The 21,484-nt window shown below is 72.4% G+C and carries 19 protein-coding genes; 6 read left to right on the top strand and 13 right to left on the bottom strand.

All coding sequences use genetic code 11. The annotated features are described in order from the left end of the window. The first annotated feature begins 219 nt into the window (after positions 1-219). Entirely contained in the window at positions 220-1,500 is a 1,281-nt protein-coding gene (locus tag ACIQE0_RS34895; RefSeq protein ID WP_402339473.1) for an LCP family protein, read from the top strand. A gap of 70 nt (positions 1,501-1,570) precedes the next feature. On the opposite strand, the gene ACIQE0_RS34890 is transcribed toward ACIQE0_RS34895, so the two are convergent. Next, complete coding sequence (locus ACIQE0_RS34890; RefSeq protein WP_366338699.1) at positions 1,571-2,743, bottom strand: acyl-CoA dehydrogenase; 1,173 nt, start codon at positions 2,741-2,743, stop codon at positions 1,571-1,573. Positions 2,744-2,950: 207 nt separating this feature from the next. On the opposite strand from ACIQE0_RS34890, the gene ACIQE0_RS34885 reads away from it, so the two are divergent. Beyond that, on the top strand, positions 2,951-4,291 hold the full coding sequence (locus ACIQE0_RS34885; RefSeq protein WP_402339469.1) for a UDP-glucose dehydrogenase family protein: 1,341 nt from the start codon (positions 2,951-2,953) through the stop codon (positions 4,289-4,291). Positions 4,292-4,913: 622 nt separating this feature from the next. Here the strand turns inward: ACIQE0_RS34885 and ACIQE0_RS34880 are convergent. Genes ACIQE0_RS34880 through ACIQE0_RS34870 form a run of 3 tightly spaced genes read right to left on the bottom strand, consistent with a single transcriptional unit; the run spans position 4,914 to position 7,875 of the window. Beyond that, on the bottom strand, positions 4,914-6,086 hold the full coding sequence (locus ACIQE0_RS34880) for a dipeptidase (protein ID WP_402339466.1): 1,173 nt from the start codon (positions 6,084-6,086) through the stop codon (positions 4,914-4,916). Further along, positions 6,083-6,670: a 5-(carboxyamino)imidazole ribonucleotide mutase gene (gene purE, locus ACIQE0_RS34875; RefSeq protein WP_366338556.1), complete on the bottom strand. Its 588-nt coding sequence runs from the start codon at positions 6,668-6,670 to the stop codon at positions 6,083-6,085. The genes ACIQE0_RS34880 and purE overlap by 4 nt, the downstream gene beginning before the upstream one ends. Then, positions 6,667-7,875, bottom strand: a complete 1,209-nt coding sequence (locus ACIQE0_RS34870) for a 5-(carboxyamino)imidazole ribonucleotide synthase (protein WP_366338554.1) — start codon at positions 7,873-7,875, stop codon at positions 6,667-6,669. The genes purE and ACIQE0_RS34870 overlap by 4 nt, the downstream gene beginning before the upstream one ends. Positions 7,876-8,012: 137 nt before the next feature. Between ACIQE0_RS34870 and ACIQE0_RS34865 the strand changes: the two genes are divergently transcribed. Together ACIQE0_RS34865 and ACIQE0_RS34860 are read left to right on the top strand one after the other, a co-directional pair. Beyond that, positions 8,013-8,480, top strand: a complete 468-nt coding sequence (locus ACIQE0_RS34865; protein ID WP_402339462.1) for a hypothetical protein — start codon at positions 8,013-8,015, stop codon at positions 8,478-8,480. A gap of 135 nt (positions 8,481-8,615) precedes the next feature. Then, complete coding sequence (locus tag ACIQE0_RS34860; protein WP_402339459.1) at positions 8,616-9,125, top strand: GtrA family protein; 510 nt, start codon at positions 8,616-8,618, stop codon at positions 9,123-9,125. A gap of 92 nt (positions 9,126-9,217) precedes the next feature. Here the strand turns inward: ACIQE0_RS34860 and ACIQE0_RS34855 are convergent, their stop codons facing one another. Further along, complete coding sequence (locus ACIQE0_RS34855) at positions 9,218-10,465, bottom strand: ATP-binding protein (protein ID WP_366338548.1); 1,248 nt, start codon at positions 10,463-10,465, stop codon at positions 9,218-9,220. 6 nt (positions 10,466-10,471) lie between these two features. Next, entirely contained in the window at positions 10,472-11,152 is a 681-nt protein-coding gene (locus ACIQE0_RS34850; protein ID WP_016575659.1) for a response regulator transcription factor, read from the bottom strand. A 507-nt stretch (positions 11,153-11,659) separates the two neighbouring features. On the opposite strand from ACIQE0_RS34850, the gene ACIQE0_RS34845 reads away from it, so the two are divergent. Continuing rightward, a complete protein-coding gene (locus ACIQE0_RS34845) occupies positions 11,660-13,186 on the top strand; it encodes an oligopeptide:H+ symporter (RefSeq protein ID WP_366338546.1) in 1,527 nt (508 codons plus the stop codon). A gap of 82 nt (positions 13,187-13,268) precedes the next feature. Here ACIQE0_RS34845 and ACIQE0_RS34840 read toward each other — a convergent pair whose 3' ends face one another. The 6 genes from ACIQE0_RS34840 to ACIQE0_RS34815 form a co-directional block, all read right to left on the bottom strand. Beyond that, positions 13,269-14,720: a hypothetical protein gene (locus ACIQE0_RS34840; protein ID WP_402339455.1), complete on the bottom strand. Its 1,452-nt coding sequence runs from the start codon at positions 14,718-14,720 to the stop codon at positions 13,269-13,271. Positions 14,721-14,770: 50 nt separating this feature from the next. Next, positions 14,771-15,826 (bottom strand): hypothetical protein, encoded by a 1,056-nt coding sequence (locus ACIQE0_RS34835; protein WP_402339531.1) that lies wholly within the window; start codon positions 15,824-15,826, stop codon positions 14,771-14,773. A gap of 116 nt (positions 15,827-15,942) precedes the next feature. Further along, positions 15,943-16,962 carry a hypothetical protein gene (locus tag ACIQE0_RS34830; RefSeq protein ID WP_402339452.1) on the bottom strand — a complete coding sequence of 340 codons (1,020 nt, stop codon included), beginning with the start codon at positions 16,960-16,962 and terminating at the stop codon, positions 15,943-15,945. Positions 16,963-16,982: 20 nt separating this feature from the next. Next, on the bottom strand, positions 16,983-17,684 hold the full coding sequence (locus ACIQE0_RS34825; RefSeq protein WP_366338540.1) for an LPXTG cell wall anchor domain-containing protein: 702 nt from the start codon (positions 17,682-17,684) through the stop codon (positions 16,983-16,985). A gap of 232 nt (positions 17,685-17,916) precedes the next feature. Next, positions 17,917-18,405, bottom strand: coding sequence for an ATP-binding protein (locus tag ACIQE0_RS34820; RefSeq protein WP_366338538.1), 489 nt, complete (start codon positions 18,403-18,405; stop codon positions 17,917-17,919). 171 nt (positions 18,406-18,576) lie between these two features. Continuing rightward, on the bottom strand, positions 18,577-18,945 hold the full coding sequence (locus tag ACIQE0_RS34815) for an STAS domain-containing protein (RefSeq protein ID WP_366338536.1): 369 nt from the start codon (positions 18,943-18,945) through the stop codon (positions 18,577-18,579). A 369-nt stretch (positions 18,946-19,314) separates the two neighbouring features. Here ACIQE0_RS34815 and ACIQE0_RS34810 point away from each other — a divergent pair, with 369 nt between their 5' ends. Then, the gene (locus ACIQE0_RS34810; RefSeq protein WP_402339448.1) at positions 19,315-20,157 is read left to right on the top strand and encodes an RNA polymerase sigma factor SigF; all 843 of its coding nucleotides are present in this window, start codon (positions 19,315-19,317) and stop codon (positions 20,155-20,157) included. A 119-nt stretch (positions 20,158-20,276) separates the two neighbouring features. On the opposite strand, the gene hutI is transcribed toward ACIQE0_RS34810, so the two are convergent. Next, positions 20,277-21,458 carry an imidazolonepropionase gene (gene hutI, locus ACIQE0_RS34805; RefSeq protein ID WP_366338532.1) on the bottom strand — a complete coding sequence of 394 codons (1,182 nt, stop codon included), beginning with the start codon at positions 21,456-21,458 and terminating at the stop codon, positions 20,277-20,279. Between the last annotated feature and the right edge of the window lie 26 nt (positions 21,459-21,484).

The following is a 21,484-nucleotide window of genomic DNA, read 5'->3' as shown; positions in this document are numbered from 1 at the left end:
CGGCGTGACCCCGGTCTCACCGGGCCGTGAGATGTCTCTCCTCGTCCGCGCCGGAAACCAACCGGAATGAAGCCTTCCGATCGACGCGCCGGAATCGTCGGCCCCCTTGCGGTATGGGCCGGTAGCGCTCGGTCGCTTTGCATCAGCTCTGCAACAGCCGGGGCCCGATCTCGCCCCCGCCCTATGGAGCGGCCTCCTTCGGCATGCACACTTCCCCCTATGAATGAGTGGCCCCAAGGACGGTCCGGAGACCCGAACCGGTACGGACGCGGCAGCGGCAGCACCGAGCCGGAGGGCATGCGCGCCATGCCCCACGTACGGCGCGACGCGGGCCCCGGCTACCCGCGGAACGAGCCCCCGTTCCCGCGGGGCGGCGCGGGGGTGCCACCCCAGCAGTCCCGGGGCCACCACGACTACGACGGCTACGACAGCGGTTACAACACCGGGCAGGTCTACGGCGGTGGCGGCGGCCGCGGCGACGACGGCCATGACGGCGGGTACGGCTCCCGGCCGCGCCCCCGCTGGGGCCGCCGCATCAAGTGGGCCCTGATCACCCTGGTCGTGGTGGTGCTGGCGACCTCGATCGGCACCTACTTCTGGGCGGACGGCAAGCTGCGCCGCGAGGTGGACCTGAGCAAGGTCATCGACCGCCCGGCGACCGGCGACGGCACCAACTACCTCATCGTCGGCACGGACAGCCGCGAGGGCATGACCGACGAGATGAAGAAGCAGCTGCACACCGGCGGCCCCACCGACGGCGGGCGCACCGACTCGATGCTGATCCTGCACGACGGCAGCAACGGCCCGACGCTGATATCCCTGCCGCGCGACTCCAACGTCGAAATACCCTCGTACGTCGGCTCGACCTCCGGCAAGAAGTACCCGGCGACCGGGCGGCACACCAAGCTGAACGCGGCCTACGCCGAGGACGGCCCGGCCCTGCTGGTGCGGACCGTCGAGTACAACACCCACCTGCACATCGACCACTACGTCGAGATCGGGTTCGCCGGCTTCGCCAACATCGTCGACGCGCTCGGCGGGGTGGAGATGGACATCCCGCAGGCCTTCAAGGACAAGGACTCCGGCGCCGACTTCAAGGCCGGCAAGCAGACCCTCACCGGCGCCCAGGCGCTGGCCTTCGTACGCACCCGGCACGCCTTCGCCACCCAGGACCTCCAGCGCACCAAGAACCAGCAGAAGTTCCTGGCCGCCGTCGCCAAGCAGGCCGCCACGCCGGGCACGATCCTCAACCCCTTCGCGCTCTACCCGACGCTGGGCGCCGGCCTGGACACGCTGAAGGTGGACAAGGACATGGGCCTGTGGGACCTGGGCCAGATGTTCTTCGCGATGAAGGGCGTCACCAGCGGCGACGGCAAGTCGATGAACATGCCGATCTCCGGGAGCACCCACGGCAACCTGCTCTGGGACCAGGCCAAGCTCAAGCAGCTCGTCCAGCAGCTCAACAACGACGAGCCGGTCACCGTCTCCAGCGACAACTGATCGGGCAGAGCACGGCAGGGGCCCCGACCGCGGCTGCGGTTCGGGGCCCCTGCCGTGCTGCGGCTCCGCCTTACGGCAGGTTGCGCGCCATCACGATCCGCTGCACCTGGTTGGTGCCCTCGTAGATCTGGGTGATCTTGGCGTCCCGCATCATCCGCTCCAGCGGGTAGTCGCGGGTGTAGCCGTAGCCGCCGAGCAGCTGGACGGCGTCGGTGGTGATCTCCATCGCCGCGTCCGAGGCGTAGCACTTGGCGGCGGCGCCGAAGAAGGTCAGGTCCTCGCCCTTGGCGCCGGCCGAGACGCGCTCGGAGCGGGCCGCCGCTGCGTAGGTGAGCTGGCGGGCCGCCTCCAGCTTCATCGCCATGTCGGCGAGCATGAACTGGACGCCCTGGAAGTCGCCGATCGGCTTGCCGAACTGCTTGCGCTCCTGGACGTAGCCCTTGGCGTAGTCCAGCGCGCCCTGGGCGATGCCGAGCGCCTGGGCCGCGATGGTGATGCGGGTGTGGTCCAGGGTCTTCATGGCGGTGGCGAAGCCGGTGCCCTCCGCGCCGATCATGCGGTCGGCGGGGATGCGGACGTTGTCCAGGTAGACCTCCCGGGTCGGGGAGCCCTTGATGCCGAGCTTCTTCTCCGGGGCGCCGAAGGAGACGCCCTCGTCGCCCTTCTCGACGACGAACGCCGATATGCCCTTGGACCGCTTCTCCGGGTCGGTGACCGCCATGACGGTGTAGTACTCGCTGACGCCCGCGTTGGTGATCCACCGCTTCACGCCGTTGAGGACGTAGTGGTCGCCGTCGCGGACCGCCTTGGTCTTCATCCCCGCGGCGTCGGAGCCGGCGTCCGGCTCGCTCAGGCAGTACGAGAACATCGCGTCGCCCTTGGCGAGCGGCGCCAGGTACTTCTTCTTCAGCTCCTCGCTGCCGGAGAGGATCACCGGGAGCGAACCGAGCTTGTTGACCGCCGGAATCAGGGACGACGAGGCGCAGACCCGGGCGACCTCCTCGATGACGATCACGGTCGCCAGCGCGTCGGCGCCGGCGCCGCCGTAGGACTCCGGCACGTGCACGGCGTGCAGGTCGTTTGCGACCAGCGCGTCCAGCGCCTCCTGCGGGAAGCGGGCCTCCTCGTCCACCGCGGCGGCGAACGGCGCGATCTTCGCCTCGGCGAGCGAGCGCACCGACTCGCGGAGCATGTCGTGCTCCTCGGACGGCCGGTACAGATCGAAATCAGCGGTTCCCGCCAAGGTCTCTCACTCCCCTGTGAGGTTTCCGGCAGTGCTAACTACCGTTAAGTAACCCTTACTGGGAAAGGATTCTAGGGCGGATACCGGGCCGCGGATAGGTGAGGTTGCCGACAGTCCCCCCAGGGGGGTACGGCGGGCGGGAAGGGGGCGTTCCGTGCGCGGATATGCTCGGTCAGCACCACTTTCCGCCAGACGTCTGGAGCCCCAATGGCCCTCAAGATCACCGTGATCGGCACCGGCTACCTCGGTGCCACCCACGCTGCCGCGATGGCAGAGCTGGGCTTCGAGGTGCTCGGTCTGGACGTGCAGCCGGAGAAGATCGAGATGCTCCGCCGGGGCGAGGTCCCGATGTACGAGCCGGGCCTTGAGGAACTGCTGCGCCGGCACGTCGCCGGCATCGAGGGCTCCACCGGCCGCCTGCGCTTCACCACCTCCTACGAGGAGGTCGGCGCCTTCGGCGACATCCACTTCGTCTGCGTGAACACCCCGCAGAAGCACGGCGAGTACGCCTGCGACATGTCGTACGTCGAGGCCGCCTTCGACGCGCTGGCACCGCATCTGACCCGGCCGGCGCTGGTGGTCGGCAAGTCGACGGTGCCGGTCGGCAGCGCGGCCCGGCTCGCGCAGCGGCTGACGGCCGCCGCGCCCGCTGGCACCGACGCCGAGCTGGCCTGGAACCCGGAGTTCCTGCGCGAGGGGCTCGCCGTCCAGGACACCCTGCACCCGGACCGCATCGTGGTCGGCGTCATGAGCGAGCGGGCCGAGACGCTGCTGCGCGAGGTGTACGCGACGCCGCTCGCCGAGGGCTCGCCGTTCGTCGTCACGGACTACCCCACCGCCGAGCTGGTGAAGACCTCCGCCAACTCCTTCCTGGCCACCAAGATCTCGTTCATCAACGCCATGGCCGAGGTCTGCGAGGCCGCCGACGGCGACGTGGTGAAGCTGGCCGAGGCCATCGGCCACGACGAGCGGATCGGCAAGAAGTTCCTGCGGGCCGGGATCGGCTTCGGCGGCGGCTGCCTGCCCAAGGACATCCGGGCGTTCATGGCGCGCGCCGGCGAGCTCGGCGCCGACCAGGCGCTGACGTTCCTCCGCGAGGTCGACTCGATCAACATGCGGCGCCGCGCCCACATGGTCGAGCTGGCCCGCGAGGCGGTCGGCGGCACCTTCCTCGGGACCCGGGTCGCCGTCCTCGGCGCCACCTTCAAGCCGGACTCGGACGACGTCCGCGACTCCCCCGCGCTCAACGTCGCCGGCCAGATCCACCTCCAGGGCGCCCAGGTCACCGTCTACGACCCGAAGGGCATGGCCAACGCGCAGCGGGTCTTCCCGACCCTGGGCTACGCGGACAGCGCCCTGGAAGCGGTGCGCGGCGCGCATGTCGTCCTGCACCTGACCGAGTGGCGCGAGTTCCGCGAACTGGACCCCGCGGAGCTGGCCGAGGTGGCCTGCGAGCGCCGCGTCCTCGACGGCCGCAACGCGTTGGATCCTGCGGTGTGGCGCAAGGCGGGGTGGACGTATCGGGCGCTGGGTCGCCCCGTCGCGTAAGCCTGCGGCCGGCTGTTTCCCACGTTGCTGGGTTTCCCGCCGTGCGGGTTGCTGTTTTTCGCGCCTGCGGCGCGGGTCCGCTGCGCGTTGCGTTGCCTGTCCGCTGCGCGGGGCGTTGTCGGGTGCGGTGCCTATCCGCTGCGCGGGGCGTTGTCGGGTGCGGTGCCTATCTGCTGCGCGGGGCGTTGTCGGGTGCGGTGCCGGGTCTGTGGGGCGGTAGGGGTGCCCCGCACTGCTCGGATTAACGCCCGCCACACCCCTACCGCCCCACAGACCCGTCCCCTCCCGTATGTGGTCGGTGAAACAGGCGAGTGGGACCAACTCCCAGTGGGACGGCGCGAGTTTGTGGACTGAGTGGTGACCGTCAGAAGACCACTCGCCTTGGCTGCCGCGAGGGTTTTCCCACCCACAACGGGAGGGGGCGGGGCTGCGGGGCTGGGGGTGTCCGGACGTAAAGCGCAGCAGTCCGGACACCCCCAGCCCCGCAGCCCCGCCACCGCACCCAACAGCCCCGCGCAGCGGACAAGTCAGCCCCGCGCAGCGGACCCGCGCCGCAGGCGCAACAGCGAGAAACCCCCGCGGCGGGGCAGCCGAAGACGCGAGGCTCGATCAATCGCGAGGCTCAGTCGATCGTCGCGTTGGACGGGGCCCTCCGGGCCCCCTCGTGGGCGACGGACTCCGCCGCGCGGAGCACGCGGACCGCGTTCTGCCAGGTGAGCTTGGCGAGGTCGGCGGGCGACCACTTGCGGGACAGCAGCTCGGCCACGAGCGTCGGGTAGCTCGCGACGTCCGCGAGGTCCACCGGCGTGAAGGCCGTGCCGTCGAAGTCGCCGCCGATGCCGACGTGGTCGATGCCGGCGACCTCGCGCATGTGGTCGAGGTGGTCGGCGACCGTGGCGGCGGTGGCCACCGGGCGCGGGTTGGCCTCCTCGAAGGCGCGCTGGACCGCCATGCCCTTCTCGGTGGTGTCGAGGTGGTGCAGGCCGTGGGCGCGCATGTTCTCGTCGGCGCGCAGGGTCCACTCACCGGCCGCGGGCAGCACGAACTTCGGGACGAAGGTGGCCATCGCGACGCCGCCGTTGGCGGGCAGTTGGGCCAGCACGTCGTCCGGGATGTTGCGCGGGTGGTCGCAGACCGCGCGGGCCGAGGAGTGCGAGAAGACCACCGGGGCGGTGCTGACCCGGAGGGCGTCGCGCATGGTGTCGGGCGAGACGTGCGAGAGGTCGACGAGCATCCCGCAGCGGTTCATCTCGCGGACGACTTCCTCACCGAAGGCCGACAGGCCGTGGTGGCGCGGTTCGTCGGTGGCCGAGTCCGCCCAGTCGTTGTTGTCGTTGTGGGTGAGCGTCATGTAGCGGACGCCCAGGGCGTGGAAGGCCCGCAGGGTGGCCAGCGAGTTGTTGATCGAGTGGCCGCCCTCGGCGCCCATGAGGGAGGCGATCCGGCCCTCGGCGCGGGCGGCCTCCATGTCGTCGGCGGTGGTCGCAAGACGTAGATCGGCTGCGTATCGCGTGGTCAACTGCCGTACGGCGTCGATCTGTTCCAGGGTGGCGCTGACGGCGTGGTCGCCGGCGTAGTCGGAGCGTACGTACACCGACCAGAACTGCGCGCCGACCCCGCCGTTCCGCAGCCGGGGGATGTCGGTGTGCAGGTGGGCGCTCTGGTCGGTGGCGACGTCGCGCCGGTCGAGGTCGTAGCGGACCTGCTCGCGCAGCGCCCAGGGGAGGTCGTTGTGGCCGTCGACGACCGGCCAGTCGGCGAGCAGTTCCCGCGCGGCGTCCAGGGCGGCGGTCACTTGCCACCCCCGAAGCCGAAGCCCGCGGAGCCCGCGACCTTGTTGCGCAGCCGCTTGCCCTTCTCGGTGGCCTGGTGGTTCAGCTCGTGCTGGAACTCCCGCATCCGGGAGAGGAGTTCGGGGTCGTGCGCGGCGAGCATCCGGGCGGCGAGCAGTCCGGCGTTGCGGGCGCCGCCGACGGAGACGGTGGCGACCGGGACCCCGGCCGGCATCTGGACGATGGACAGCAGGGAGTCCATGCCGTCGAGGTACTTCAGCGGGACGGGGACGCCGATGACGGGGAGCGGGGTGACGGAGGCGAGCATGCCCGGGAGGTGGGCGGCTCCCCCGGCGCCGGCGATGATCGCCTTCAGGCCGCGGCCGGCCGCCTGCTCGCCGTACGCGATCATCTCGTGCGGCATGCGGTGGGCCGAGACCACGTCGACCTCGTAGCCGATCTCGAACTCGTCCAGGGCCTGGGCGGCGGCTTCCATGACGGGCCAGTCGGAGTCGGAGCCCATGACGATGCCGACGACGGGGGCGTCGGAGGGGCGCGCGTCAGCGCTCGTCGAGGGGTGGCGGTCGGGCGACGGGTGGGCAGTCATTCCGTGATCGTTCCTCGCAGGTAGCCGGCGGCGTGCGCGGCGCGCTCACGCACGTCCGCCAGATCGTCGCCGTAGGTGTTGACGTGCCCGACCTTGCGGCCCGGCTTCACGTCCTTGCCGTACATGTGAATCTTCAACTGCGGATCACGGGCCATGCAATGGAGGTACGCCGCATACATGTCCGGGTAGTCACCGCCGAGGACGTTGGCCATCACCGTCCAGGGGGCGCGCGGGCGCGGGTCGCCGAGCGGGAGGTCGAGGACGGCGCGGACGTGGTTGGCGAACTGCGAGGTGATCGCGCCGTCCTGGGTCCAGTGACCGGAGTTGTGCGGGCGCATCGCCAGCTCGTTGACGAGGATGGCGGGGGCGCCGTCGGCGTCGCGGACCTCGAAGAGCTCGACGGCGAGGTGGCCGACGACGCCGAGTTCGTCGGCGATCCGCAGGGCGAGCTGCTGGGCGCGGGTGGACAGCTCCTCGGAGAGGTCGGGAGCCGGGGCGATCACGGTGTCGCAGACGCCGTCGACCTGGACGGACTCCACGACCGGGTAGGCGACGGCCTGGCCGTGCGGGGAACGGACCACGTTGGCGGCCAGCTCGCGGACGAAGGGGACCTTCTCCTCCGCCAGGACCGGCACACCGGCACGGAACGGCTCGGCCGCCTCCTCGGCGGATCGCACGAACCAGACGCCCTTGCCGTCGTAGCCGCCGCGAACGGTCTTGAGGATCACCGGGAAGCCCTTGCCCGACCCGTCGTCCGGCCACCGTTCCTCATCGGGGCCCTGCGCGCCGCCCCCGCTGACCTCCGCGGCGAAGCGCGCCACGTCGGCCGGGTCCGCGACGATGCGGTGGCGCGGGCAGGGCGCACCGATGGCGTCCAGCTTCGCCCGCATCACGCCCTTGTCCTGGGCGTGCACCAGCGCGTCGGCGCCGGGCCGGATGGGAATGCCCTCGGCCTCCAACGCCCGCAAGTGCGCGGTGGGCACGTGCTCGTGATCGAAGGTGAGCACATCGCAGCCGCGGGCGAAGGCGCGCAGCGTGTCCAGATCGCGGTAGTCGCCGATGACGACATCGCTGACCACCTGGGCCGCCGAGTCCTGCGGGGTGTCACTGAGGAGCTTGAACTTGATGCCGAGGGGGATACCCGCCTCGTGGGTCATACGGGCGAGCTGACCGCCGCCGACCATGCCGACTACCGGGAACGTCACGCCCCCAGGGTAGCCGCCCGGCTGTCGCGCACCCGACCCCGCTTGGAGGATCGCCCCAGGCAGGCGTTCGAGGCCGGTCGTGGGGGTCCACAACCACGGTGAGGTGCCGGCTCCGGCCGGCGATAGGGGGAGGCCGCATGGAGAGCGGCGGCATAACGAGGAACTCCCGGGCGCTGGTGACCGCCGTGGCCGTCACCGCCCTGCTGATCGCCCTGTACTCGGTGCTCAGCCAGGTGGTCGGCCCGGAGGTCTACGGCCCGGACGACACCGAGATCGCGGTCTCCGCCGGCGACCGCTTCACCATCGAGGTCCCCGACGACCCCGGCGACGGCCGGCACTGGATCATCGCCGCCCCCCGTCCGGATCCGGACGTTCTGCGGCCCGCCGCAGGGGGGTCCCCCGGCGCCCTCGAGGCGTGGCGGAAGGCCGCACCGGACGCACGCGCCGGCGGGCCGCCGCCCGACCGCGGCTCCCGCGCGCTGGGCTTCCGGGCCGTCCACCCGGGCCGCACCGACCTGCGGTTGCTGCGCTGCCGGCGGTGCGCGACGGGCGCGGAGTACGAGCCGGGGGCCCGGGCGCTGAACTTCCGGATCACGGTGGGCTGACGGTCGGCCGCGGCCGCTTTCCTGCGCGGGTGCGCCGGGCGGGCCGCCCGGACACCGCGGTGTGGACGGCGTGGTTAGCATGAGGGGGCCCTGCCGGTCCGCCGGCCCGCCCACCACGGGAGCTGAACGATCACCATGAGTGAACGGAGCGCGCTGCGGTCCCGGCTGGAGGCGCTCACTCGGGAAGTCGTGAAGTTCGGTGCCGTCGGCGGCGCGGGGGTCGTGGTGAACCTCGCGGTCTTCAACCTCGTCCGGCACCTGACCGAGATACCCGTCGTCCGGGCGAGCATCGTGGCGACGGTGGTGGCCACCCTCACCAACTACGTCGGCTACCGCTACTTCGCCTACCGGGAGCGCGACAAGCACGGCCGGACCCGCGAGCTGACGCTGTTCCTGCTGTTCAGCGTGGTCGGCCTGATCATCGAGAACGGCGTCCTCTACACCGCGACCTACGGGTTCGGCTGGGACGCCCCGCTGCAGAGCAACGTCTTCAAGTTCGTCGGCATCGGGATCGCCACGCTCTTCCGCTTCTGGTCCTACCGCACCTGGGTCTTCCGGGGGCTGCCCGCCAGGGAGGCGGTGGAGACCGCCGAGTCGTTCCTGGCGGACGGCTCGCGGCTGCCGAGCGGCACGGTCCGCAAGTAGCGCCGGCCGGCACCTTCCCGTCGTCGCCCGACGGGCGGCCGCGAGGCAGACGGGAAGGCGACCACAGACCACCGGCCCTGGCGCGTCCGCGCTCACTCCCCGGTGAGCTCGCCCTCCCGGGCCAGGAACAGCGCGAAGACCGGCGGATGCTGCTGGAGGAGCTCCAGGCGGCCGCCGTCCGCCTCGGCCAGATCGCGGGCGACGGCGAGCCCGAGGCCGGTGGAGTTGCGGCCGGAGACGGTCCGTTCGAAGACCCGTGAGCCGAGGTCCGGGGGGACGCCGCGGCCGGCGTCGGTGACCTCGACGACGGCTTGGTTGCCGGTGACGCGGGTGCGCAGGGCGACCGTGCCGGCGCCGTGCATCAGGGAGTTCTCGATCAGGGTGGCGACCACCTGGGCGACCGCGCCGGGGGTGCCGACGGCCCGCAGCCCCTTCTTCCCGGAGCGGACGATGGCCCGGCCGGCGCTGCGGTAGGCCGGGCGCCACTCCTCGATCTGCTGCTTGACCACCTCGTCGAGGTCGAAGGCGACCGCGGAACCGGTGCGCGGGTCGCGGGAGTTGGTCAGCAGCCGCTGCACCACGTCCGTCAGCCGCTCCACCTGGGCCAGCGCGATGGTGGCCTCTTCCTTCACGGTGTCCGGGTCGTCGGTGAGGGTGATCTCCTCCAGCCGCATGGAGAGCGCGGTCAGCGGGGTGCGCAGCTGGTGGGAGGCGTCGGCGGCCAGCCGCCGCTCGGCGGTGAGCATCCGGGCGATCCGCTCGGCGCTGGCGTCGAGGACGTCGGCGACCCGGTCGAGCTCCTGGACGCCGTAGCGGCGGTGGCGGGGCCGGGGGTCGCCGGAGCCGAGCCGCTCGGCGGTCTCGGCGAGGTCGGTGAGCGGGGCGGTGAGCCGGCGGGCCTGGCGGACGGCGAGCACCACGGCCGCCAGGATCGCCAGCAGGGAGACGGCCACGACCTCCAGCAGGGTCCGGCCGATCTCCGCGCTGACCGTGGAGCGGGACTCCTGGACCGTGACGGCCTCGCCGCGGTCGCCGGTCACATGCGACTCGATCACGTCGCCGGTCGGCCGCGGCCCGATCTCCATCCTCGGCTTGCCGGGCACCTTGATGACGGCGTGGCGGTGCGCGGTGATCTGCTCCGAGAGGATCTGCGGAGTGATCTTCTCGCCGCTGCCCAGCCGGCTCTCCACTATCCCGACCAGCCGGACGGCCTCGGACGCCACGCTCTCCTGCGCGCCGGACTGGATCGTACGGGTCTCGACGATCACCAGGGAGACGCCGAAGACGGCGATGACGACGAGCACCACGGCCAGCGTGGAGTTGATCAGTCGGCGGCGCACGGGCCCCTAGCTCTTTTCGAAGCGGAAGCCGACGCCGCGGACGGTGGCGATGTACCGGGGGTTGGCGGCGTCGTCCCCGAGCTTCTTGCGGAGCCAGGAGATGTGCATGTCCAGCGTCTTGGTCGACGACCACCAGGTGGTGTCCCAGACCTCGCGCATCAGCTGGTCGCGGGTGACGACCCGGCCGGCGTCCCGCACCAGCACCCGCAGCAGGTCGAACTCCTTGGCCGTGAGCTGGAGTTCCTCGTCGCCCATCCAGGCGCGGTGCGACTCGACGTCGATCCGCACGCCGTGGGTGGCCGGCGGCTGCTGGGGCTCGGCGGTGGAGCCGCGCCGGAGCAGGGCCCGGACCCGGGCGAGCAACTCGGCGAGCCGGAAGGGCTTGGTGACGTAGTCGTCCGCGCCGGCGTCGAGGCCGACGACGGTGTCCACCTCGTCGGCCCGGGCGGTCAGCACCAGGATCGGGAAGGAGTGGCCTTCGTTGCGCAGCCGGCGGCAGACCTCCAGACCGTCCATACCGGGCAGTCCCAGGTCCAGGACCACGAGGTCGATGTTGCCCTGGAGACCGGCGTCGAGCGCCGTCGGGCCGTCCTCACGCACCTCGACGTCGTAACCCTCGCGGCGCAGGGCGCGGGCGAGCGGCTCCGAGATGGACGCGTCATCCTCGGCGAGCAGTACACGGGTCATGCGCCGATGGTAGTCCGATGTACCGACAGCGAGGGGTGGACCTGCACGGATGGGCGACAGCCGGCTTTCCCGCGCCCGCTCGCGCGTCTCGGCCCGCCGGCGCGGGGTGCGGATGTGGTGGCGCGCACAGATCTAAACGGTTCCCTGAGCGAGTGTGAGCGTTCTCTCACGCCTCCCAACAGGCGCCCTAGCGGACGTATGGTGTCCGGAACGTCCAACGCACAAACACCGGGACCTATGGCGCAAAAGTGGCGTCATCGGTCTCTGTTGTGTGTGGGGCTGGCATCCCAGCCCCTTGCACAGTGAAAGACCTGTCGACCGAGTCCGCCGGCCGCGCCGTTGCGGTACGGGGGCGTGGATCCCGGTAGTCGGCCTCCCGTCGACCCGCCTCGTGCGGGCTCGAACCTCCCGGACGTGAGGGCGGGCAGGACGGCCCGGTGCCGGTCATCCCCCACCCGGGCGCATACCGAGTCTTTCGGACGCGTCCCGAGAAGCATAGGAACCACCATGGCGTCCAGCCTGACGAAGGGCGCGGCCGAGCAGGGAACCCCTGCCAGCGGCGGCAAGACCTTCTTCGGCCACCCCCGCGGCCTGGCCACTCTCTTCATGACCGAGATGTGGGAGCGCTTCAGCTTCTACGGCATGCGCGCCCTGCTCGTCCTGTACCTGATCTCCGGTGGGGCGGACGCCAAGGTGGGCTCCCAGGGCGGCGGCCTGGCCATGACGGCCGCCTCCGCCACGGCGATCTACGCCGTCTACATGGCCCTGGTCTACCTGCTCGCCATGCCCGGCGGCTGGTTCGGCGACCGGGTCTGGGGCCCCCGCAAGACGGTGATCGTCGGTTCGTCCGTGGTCATCGCGGGCCACGCGGTCCTGGCGATCCCCGGGCAGACCTTCTTCGTCGGCCTGGCGATGGTGGCGTGCGGCTCCGGCCTGCTGAAGTCCAACATCTCCACGATGGTGGGCCACCTCTACGACGGCCCGAAGGACCCGCGCCGGGACGGTGGTTTCACCGTCTTCTACATGAGCATCAACCTCGGCTCCATGTTCGCGCCGCTGGTTGTCGGGGGCATCGGCCAGAGCGTCAACTGGCACCTGGGCTTCGCGACCGCGGCGCTGGGTATGGCGCTGGGTCTGGTCCAGTTCCTGATCGGCACCCGCCACCTGGACGCCAAGAGCCACCAGGTGCCGACCCCGCTCACCGTCCAGGAGCGCAACGGCTGGCTGCGCAAGGGCCTGATCTGGGCGCTGGTCGCGGCGGTCTTCTACGGCATCGTCGTGGGCACCGGCCAGTTCACGCTCAACTGGGCGCTGATCCCGCTGGCCGTCATCGGCATCTGCGTCCCCTGCGTGGTGCTGCTGCGCATCAAGCGGGACAAGGAGCTGAGCTCGACCGAGCAGGCCAAGGTCAGTGGCTACCTGTGGTTCTTCTTCGCCGCCGCGATCTTCTGGATGATCTTCGACCAGGCCGGTTCGACGCTGAACGTCTTCGCCGAGAAGAACACCGCGGAGACGGTCTTCGGCCTGGGCTTCCCGTCCTCGTGGCTGCAGTCGGTCAACCCGGTGTGGGTGCTGGCCCTGGCCCCGATCTTCGCCTCGATGTGGCTGGCGCTGGCCCGCCGCAACCGCGAGCCCAGCACGCCGGTGAAGTTCGCCATGGCGATGGTGCTGGTCGGCGCCTCGTACTTCTTCTTCCTCCTGCCGATCGCGATGTCCTCCGACGGCACCAAGGTCAGCCCGATGTGGCTGATCACGGTCTACGGCCTGCAGACGATGGGCGAGCTGTGCCTGTCCCCCGTCGGTCTGTCGGTGACCACGAAGCTGGCCCCGCAGAAGTACGCCAGCCAGATGATGGGCGTCTGGTTCCTCGCGGTCACCGCGGGCGACAGCGTCATCTCCCTGGTCTCCATCGCCGGTGCGGACCTCAGCGGGACGGGGGTGCTGGTCACCGAGGCCGTCCTCGCCACCCTGGCCGGTGTCGCGGTCTTCATGTACCGCAAGAAGATCACCCCGCTCATGGGGGACGTGCACTGAGCCGCCCCTGACCAAGCGGTGAAGGGCCCGGCGCGCTGGTGCGTGCCGGGCCCTTCCGCATGCCGGGGCGGGCGTTACGGGGTCATCGGCGCGGCCGCCGCGAGGCGAAGGCGCCCCACCCGTAGCGGCCCAGGCCGAGGACCGCGGTGCCGAGCAGCACGACGGTGCCGGCGAGCGTGCCGAGGGCGGTCAGCGCGCCGTGGTCGGCGGCGCCGGTCTGGGCGAGGCCCCCGCCGCTGCTGCCGCCGCTGCTGCCGCCGGACGCCGCGGACCCGCCCGCCGAGCCGCCCGAGGTGGACGTGCCGCCCGCCGAGCCGCCCGAGGTGCCGCCGGGCTGGGCCGCGGTGTCCAGGGTGAGCGAGGCGCCGGGGTCCTTCTCCGGGGTGCAGGTGGTGGTCGTCCCCAGGGCGTTGACGGTGAGGACGCCCGGGGTGAGCGTGGCCTTGCCGGTGGCACCGGGGGTGTAGGTGCCCGTGAGGTCGGGGATCTCGATGGGCTGGCCGGACTTGATCGGCTGGGCGTTGGTGGGACCGGTCACCGGGACGGTGCCCTTGTCGTCGCCGCCCACCTTCACCGCCATCGACGGTTTGACCGCGCCCTTGGGGATGTCCGCCGGGCTGTCCATGACGGACTTGGCGAAGTGCACCGTCAGGGCGTAACCGCCGCCCTTCTTGACGCCGTTGATCTGGACCGGCGAGGTCGCCTTCTTGTCGCCGATGGGCGTCTTGCAGGCGTAGGGGACCGGCACCTCCTTGCCCTTGTACGCGGTGCCGTCGGGGTCGCCGCCGGTACCGCCGGAGGTGCTGGAACCGCCGGTTCCGCCCGTGCCGCCGGTTCCGCCCGTACCGCCGGAGGAGCCGGTGCCCCCTGAGGAGGTGGTGCCGCCGCTCGTGGTCGCACCGCCGGAGCCGGTGCCGCCCGTGCTCGTACCACCCGTGCTCGTGCCGCCCGTGCTCGTGCCGCCGGCGGTCGTCCCGCCGCTGCCCGTTCCGCCGGCGGTGCCGCCCCCGCCGTCCGTCACCTTGATGGTGGCCCCGGCGCGCACCGCCTCCTTGGGCGTGCAGACGGTGTCCGTGGAGATCGGCTGGCTGACGTTGATGGTGTACCCGCCGGGCGTCAGCGTGACCTCTCCGGGGGCGGTGAGCTTGAGCGTGCCCTTCATGGCGGACAGCTTCATCGGGCTGTTCTTCGGGATCGGCGGGTTCTGCCGCGGGCCCTGCATCGCGACGTCCCCGGTCTGCGCCCCGGCGATTTTGAGCGTCCCGGAGGGCCGGACGGTGTCCTGGGCCAGATCGATGATGCCGGGGTTGGGGGAGGCCGCCTGGACCGTCGTCCAGACCACCTCCACCGTGTCCCCGACCTTGGCGGTGGCGGGCGCGCTCACCTCGACCTCGGTGGTGCCCTCGACGGGCGGCAGCCCCGAGATCGGCGGCGGCTGGCACTCCGTCTTGTATGCCACCCCGGCCGCCTGGGCGGTCCCGGAGGCGGTGACCACGCCCGCCGCCGCGAGCGCCAGTGCGGCCGCCGCGGCCATGCCCGCTCTCCTGCGTCGCCCGGTCGGCCGGGGCGGTCTCGTCAACGTCATCACGCGGAACCTTTCGACGGGGGCCGTTCGGTTGCTGTGGTGGACGGTGCGGTGTCCGGGGTGAACCAGGGCAGTGCGGTGGTGCCGTCCGGCGGGGCGCCGGTGCCGGGGCCCGTGGCGGGCCGGTGCGGTGCGGCCTTCCCGGCCCGCCGGGGGCGCGGGGCGCTCCGGTGGCGGGCGTCCGTACCGGGGTGGTGCGGCCGGACGCGGTCGACGACCGTCATCCCGATCCGGAACACCGCCGTGGGGACGACCACGCACAGCAGCACCCAGAAGAGCGTCACGCCCCAGGGGCGGCCGACCTCCCACGGCTGCTCGACCAGCAGTCGGCCGCCGTACTTGAGGGAGACCAGGTAGTCCCCGTGGGCCCCGGCGGCCAGTTCCACCGGGAGCCGGACCTCGGCCCGCCGTCCGGCGGGGACGGTGCCGCGCCACTGCTGGTCCTCCCACTTGGGCGCGAAGACGCCGTGCGAGGTGCCGACCTGGAAGACCGGGTCCTTGGCCGGCCCCGACCCCAAGTTGCCCACGGTGACGGCCAGTTCGCGCTGCGGCGGGGCGCCGAACCAGGTGAGCAGTCCGCTGCTGCCGGTCAGCCGGGGCTGCGCCAGGACGGCCAGCCGGCCGGCGCTGACGTCCTGCGGCAGCGGCGCGACCGGGTGCCCGGCCACCTTGAACGCGGCGTCCGCGGCGGCCGCCGGTCCGGTCGCGGTCGCCACGTGCACCACACAGGGGCAGGGCTTGGGCGGTTCGGCCACCGGGAGCGCCAGGCGGAACGCGCCGTGGTCGTCGGTGGTGACGGTCCGACCGTCGCCGTTGGCGCAGGAGTTGGTGCCGCCGATCATGTTCTGTCCGCAGATCAGCAGCGTCAGCAGGGCGTGCGGGCGCCAGCCCCGCCCGGTGACGGTGACATGGCCGCCGGCGCCGGTCTCCTTCGGGGAGACCGCCGCGGACGGCGGGTCACCGGCCGGGGCGGCGCTCGCCGCCGACAGCGGGAGTCCGGGTGCCAGGGCCGGGAGCAGGACCGGCAGCAGGGCCAGGGCGAGGGCCGCGAGCAGGGCGGCCGGGCGGCGCCGGCGGGCGGTCCGCCGGCCGGTCCGCCGGCCGGTCCGCGGCCGTCTCCGCGTGCCGTGCGCCGCGGACCGCACCGTCCCGCCGTGCCCCTTCGCCCCGTTCACGCGCGCACCCCCGATCCCGTCGTCGCGGCCGTCGTGGTCGTCGTGGTCGTCGCGGCCGTGCGCGGTCGTGCCGGTTCCGGTGCCGGGCGGGCGCCGCCGGCCGGCCGCGCGCCGGGCCGTTCGGGCGGGCCGGCGCACCCGCCGTCGGGCACCGCCCCGCCGGTGGCCGCCGCGCGGGCGGTACGGCGCCGGCGCCACCGCACCGCCCCGCCGCCCCCGCCGGCCGCGAGAAGCAGCAGCGCGGCGCCCGCGCCCCAGGGGACGGTGGTGTAGCCGGCGGTGGCGGTGTCCTGCGCACCGCCCGCCGCGGTCGCGGTGAGCGTGACGTCCACCGCGTCCAGGGCGGGCGGATCGGGCCAGGTCTCGGTCCGGTCGGTGCGGGCGCCGGGCCCGAGGACGCCCGGCAGGGGGCGGGCGGGCCGGCGCAGCAGCGGCCCGAAGAGGCCGTCGGCGCGGAGGGCGAGCCGCGGCCGCAGGGCGGTGTTGCCGCGGTTGACGAGGGTGTAGCGGATCACCGCGGCGGCGCCCCGCCGGATCACCGCGAGATGCTCGACGGTGAGCGCGGACAGCGTGGGCCCGGTCACCCGCAGCCGCAGCGGTATCCGCGTCGGTGCGCCGGGGGTGCCGTCGGTGACGGTGAGGGTGCCGGGGTGGCTGCCGGGGGCGGCGTCGCGCGGTACCGCGACGGTGAACGGCACGCTCGCCCGGGTCCGCGGCGGCACCGTCACCCGGTCCGGCGCGAGGGCGAGCCAGGCGCCGGCGCCGTCCCCGCCGGCGCCGGCCAGCCGTACGGTGACCGGCCGCCCGGAGGGGTTGCGGACGGCGAGCCGGTCGGTGAGGGCGGTGCCCGGCGGTCCCTCCAGGTAGAAGGACGTGCGGGCGGGGCCGGTGGGCGCGGCGGACCAGCTCGGTGCGGCGGGGGCGGGCGGCCGGGCCTCGGCCGCCGCGGGGCACAGCAGGACGGCGGCGGCCGCGAGGGCCGCGCCGGTGGCCGCGGTGCGGGGACGGGACGGCATCGGCGGCTCCCGGTCGAGGTTCAGGCCCGTTGGTGACGGCGGGTCAGCCAGAGCACTCCGGCCGCGCCGGCCAGCAGGACGGTGCCGCCGAGGGTGCCCAGCGCGAGGGCGGAGTCGGCCGGGCCGGTCTGCGGCAGCCGGCCGCCGCCGGACGAACCGCCCGCCGCGGCGCCGCCGCTGGTGCCGCCGGAGCCCTTGACGTCCAGGGTCAGTGCGGGCTGGGGATGGTTGCTCGGCGTGCAGGTGGTGGTGGTGCCCAGCGCCTTGATGGTGAGCGTGGCGGCGGTGAAGGTGACCTTGCCGGTGGCCTTCGGGGTGTACGTCCCGCTCAGATCGCTGATCTTGATCGGGGTGTTGGCCGGTATCGCCTGGTCGTTGGGCGGCCCGGTGACCGGCACGGTGCCGCTCTCCGCGCCGCCGAGCCGGATCAGCGCGCTGGGCTTCATGGCGCCCTTGCCCAGTTCGACGGGGCTGGAGGAGACGCCCTTCTCGAAGGACATCACCAGGGTGTAGGAACTCCCGCTGGGCGTCCCCTTGATGTCGATGGGCGAGACCGCCCCCTTGTTGCCGATCGGTGTCCGGCACTGGTAGTTGACGTCGACGACCTCGGCGTGCGCGGCGGGTGCGGTGAGCAGCACCGCGGAACCGGCCGCCGCCGTGGCCGCGGCCAGCCCGGCCGCCCGCCGCGGCCGCCTGCCGTGCTGTGCGTGGAAGCGGGCCACCTTGAGTTCCCCTTCTCCCGGATGCGCGCCGCCGAACGTTGCTGACGGCACATCAGATTGGGCGTCAAGGTACGCCCGGGAGGTTGCCGAGGGAAGGCACAGCACGGCCCCGATACGCGGCACCGGCCGGATCGGTCCGCGCGGCGGCGCTCCCCGGCCGCGGACCGGCCCCGGACACGACGGAGCGCGGGCCTGCCGGCCCGCGCTCAACGACTGGCGCCGCGCCACGACTTCAGGACGGTGCGGCCAGCTCCGCCCAGACGGTCTTGCCCGCGCCCTCGGCGTTGCGCACCACGCCCCAGTCCAGGCACAGCCGCTGCACGATGAACATGCCGTGGCCGCCGGGGCGCCCGGGGCGGTGCGGACTGCGCGGCGCCGGCGAGCCCGCGCCCAGGTCGCTGACCTCCAGGCGGAGCACCTTGGCCGCGCAGCGCAGCCGCAGCTCCTCGGGGCCCTCGGCGTGCAGGCAGGCGTTGGTGACCAGTTCGGAGACGACGAGCAGCACGTCCTCGGCCGCGGCCCGCTGATCGGCGGTGGCGGCCGGGAGCCAGCCCCAGTCGTGCAGCGCCTCACGGGCGAAGTCGCGGGCCCGCGCCACAGCGCCCCGGGTGCCCGCCAGGCGGAGCCGGCGGATCTGGCCTGCCGGGGCGTCGGCGGAAGCGCCTGCGCCACCTGGCTCCGGGCCGAGATCGCCCGGCGGGTACGGCCGGGTGGTGCTCATCAGCGCTTCACCTCACCGATTCGCCTGTTCACGGACAACAGTTAACTGACTGATTCAACGGATTCAGGTGTCTCCTGCCCGACCGGACCGCGAGAACACCCACTTCTTGGGTACGGAAGTTGTGACACCGACTACGCGCCCGGAACGCATCCTTCCGGACTTCCCGGCCGGTCAGTCGGCCAGGGCCGCGTCGAGTGAGTCGTGCACCGTGAAGACCGCCTCCGCGCCGGTGATCTCGAACACCCGGGCCACCACCGGCTGCATTCCGGCCAGATGGACACCGCCCCCCGCGGCCTCGGCCTTGAGCCGGGCGCCGAGCAGCACGTTCAGACCGGTGGAGTCCATGAAGTCCAGGCGTGAGCAGTCCACCACGAGGCGTGCGTACCCGTCGTCGACGCAGCCCTCCAGTGATTCCCGCAGCAGATCCGCCGTGTGGTGATCCAGCTCACCGGCGACGGTCACGACCGCGCTGGCGCCGTGATGGCGGATCTCGACGTGAAGCCGACCCCGGCTTGCACTGCCGACCGTCCCGCGGTCCATGCGAGCGCACCCCTTTTGCTGCCTAGACGACTGTTTTCGGTGATGACATTGCTCATGACTGCGCGCGTCGAACCCTACGCCTTCCTGACGCCCGCCGGTAGCCGCAGAAAGGGCATAACGCCTGATTGCCGGCATCACGCACTTGCCTTCTTCCATCGAAGCCAGGTAGGCGTAGAAGGACACATTCAAAACGGCCGGCTTTGGAGGCGCCGCACACCGCAGCTTCACGCAGAGGCTTCGGCAGCCATATGCCGAGAACGATGGAGGAGACACATGTCACCCCGGCTCGACGAATTGCGTACCGAGGACGCGCAGATCCCCGCATCGTCGACACTCCGGTCCGCTGAGACCGGACACATCCCTTCCCAAATGCGCGCCGCGGCAACCGAGCCGGTGAGCGTGTCCGACCTCGACGGCCTGCCCGAGATCCCTCCGTTCGACGAAGTGGGTCCGGTGGATGCCAGGGCCCTGTCGAAAACCCTCTTCGAGCGCCTGGAATCGCTGGAAGAAGGCACCCACGAATACGCCTACGTCCGCAACACACTGGTCGAACTGAACCTCGCGCTGGTGAAGTTCGCGGCCTCCCGGTTCCGCTCCCGCAGCGAGCCGATGGAGGACATCGTCCAGGTCGGCACCATCGGTCTGATCAAGGCCATCGACCGTTTCGAGCTCAGCCGCGGCGTCGAATTCCCGACGTTCGCGATGCCGACCATCGTCGGCGAGATCAAGCGCTTCTTCCGCGACACCAGTTGGTCGGTGCGGGTTCCCCGGCGCCTCCAGGAGCTCCGCCTGGACCTGGCCAAGGCCGGCGACGAACTGGCGCAGAAGCTGGACCGGGCACCCACGGTCGGTGAACTCGCCGAACGCCTCGGCCTCACCAAGGACGAGGTCGTCGAGGGGATGGCCGCGAGCAACGCCTACACCGCGAGCTCGCTGGACGCCCAGCCCGAGGAGGACGACAGCGAAGGCGCGCTGGCGGACCGGATCGGCTACGAGGACCACGGCCTCGAAGGCATCGAGTACGTCGAGTCGCTGAAGCCGCTGATCGCCGAACTGCCCTCGCGGGACCGGAAGATCCTCTCGCTGCGGTTCGTCGCCAACATGACGCAGTCCGAGATCGGCGAGGAGCTGGGCATCTCCCAGATGCACGTCTCCCGGCTGCTCTCCCGCACCCTCGTCCGGCTCCGCAGGGGCCTGATGGTCGAGGAGTAGCCCCCCGCGGTCGGGGCCGGCCCGTGCGGCCGGCCGGCGCCCGTGCACACGAGGGCCCGCCCCGGATGCCTCCGGGACGGGCCCTCTGTGCGTCGTGCGGCGGCGCCGGCGCCGTCCGCTCAGAGGCGAACGCCCTTGTGCCAGACGTCCGTCACCAGCGGCACACCGGGCCGGTAGGCGAGGTGGACATGGGACGGGGCGTCCAGCAGCAGCAGGTCGGCGCGGGCGCCGGGGCTGATCCGGCCGACGTCGGTGCGGCGCAGCGCCCGGGCGCCGCCCGCGGTGGCCGCCCACACCGCCTCGTCCGGCGTCATCCCCATGTCGCGGACGGCCAGCGCGATGCAGAACGGCAGGGAACTGGTGAAGGACGAGCCGGGGTTGCAGTCGGTGGACAGCGCGACGACGGCGCCGGCGTCGAGCAGCGGGCGGGCGTCGGGCCACTTGGCGCGGGTGGAGAACTCGGCGCCCGGGAGGAGCGTGGCGACGGTCTCGGACTGGGCCAGCGCGTCGATGTCGCCGGAGGTGAGGTGGGTGCAGTGGTCGGCGGAGGCGGCGCCCAGTTCGACCGCGAGCTGGACGCCGGGGCCGGGGCCGAGCTGGTTGGCGTGCACCCGGGGCACCAGCCCCTTGGCCTTGCCGGCGGTGAGGATGGCGCGCGCCTGGTCGCCGTCGAAGGCGCCGCGCTCGCAGAAGACGTCCACCCAACGGGCGTGCGGGGCGCAGGCGTCCAGCATCGGGCCGGTGACCAGCTCGACGTAGCCGGCCGGGTCGTCGGCGTAGTCCGGCGAGACGATGTGGGCGCCCAGGAAGGTCACCTCGTCGGTGTGGGCGGCGGCGATCCGCACCGCCCGCGCCTCGTCCTCGACGGTCAGGCCGTAGCCGGACTTGATCTCCTGGGTGGTGGTGCCCTGGCGGAGGCCCTCGGCCAGATAGCGGGCGACGTTGGCGTGCAGCGCGTCGTCGGCGGCGGCGCGGGTGGCGGCGACGGTGGTGCGGATGCCGCCGGCGGAGTAAGGCCGCCCGGACATCCGGGCGTTGAACTCCTCGGTGCGGTCGCCGGCGAAGACCAGGTGGGAGTGGGAGTCGACGAAGCCGGGCAGGCCCGCGCGGCCGGCCGCGTCGACGGCGTTGTCAGTGGCGGGTGTTTTGCTGGAGGGACCGACCCAGGCGATGCGGTCGCCGTCGATGACGACCGCGGCGTCCTGGAGCAGACCGAGGGGGCCTTCACCGAGGGAGGGGTCGTTGGTGACGAGCTGGGCGATGTGGGTGATCGCGGTGGTCGGCGCGGAGGTCGTCGTCATCGCGGGGGTGTTCTCCTTCGTCCGCG

Source organism: Streptomyces sp. NPDC093097, assembly GCF_044754325.1.
Lineage (GTDB): Bacteria > Actinomycetota > Actinomycetes > Streptomycetales > Streptomycetaceae > Streptomyces.
Note: the sequence above shows the minus strand (reverse complement) of the source record. Positions and strands in the feature narration are given on the sequence as shown.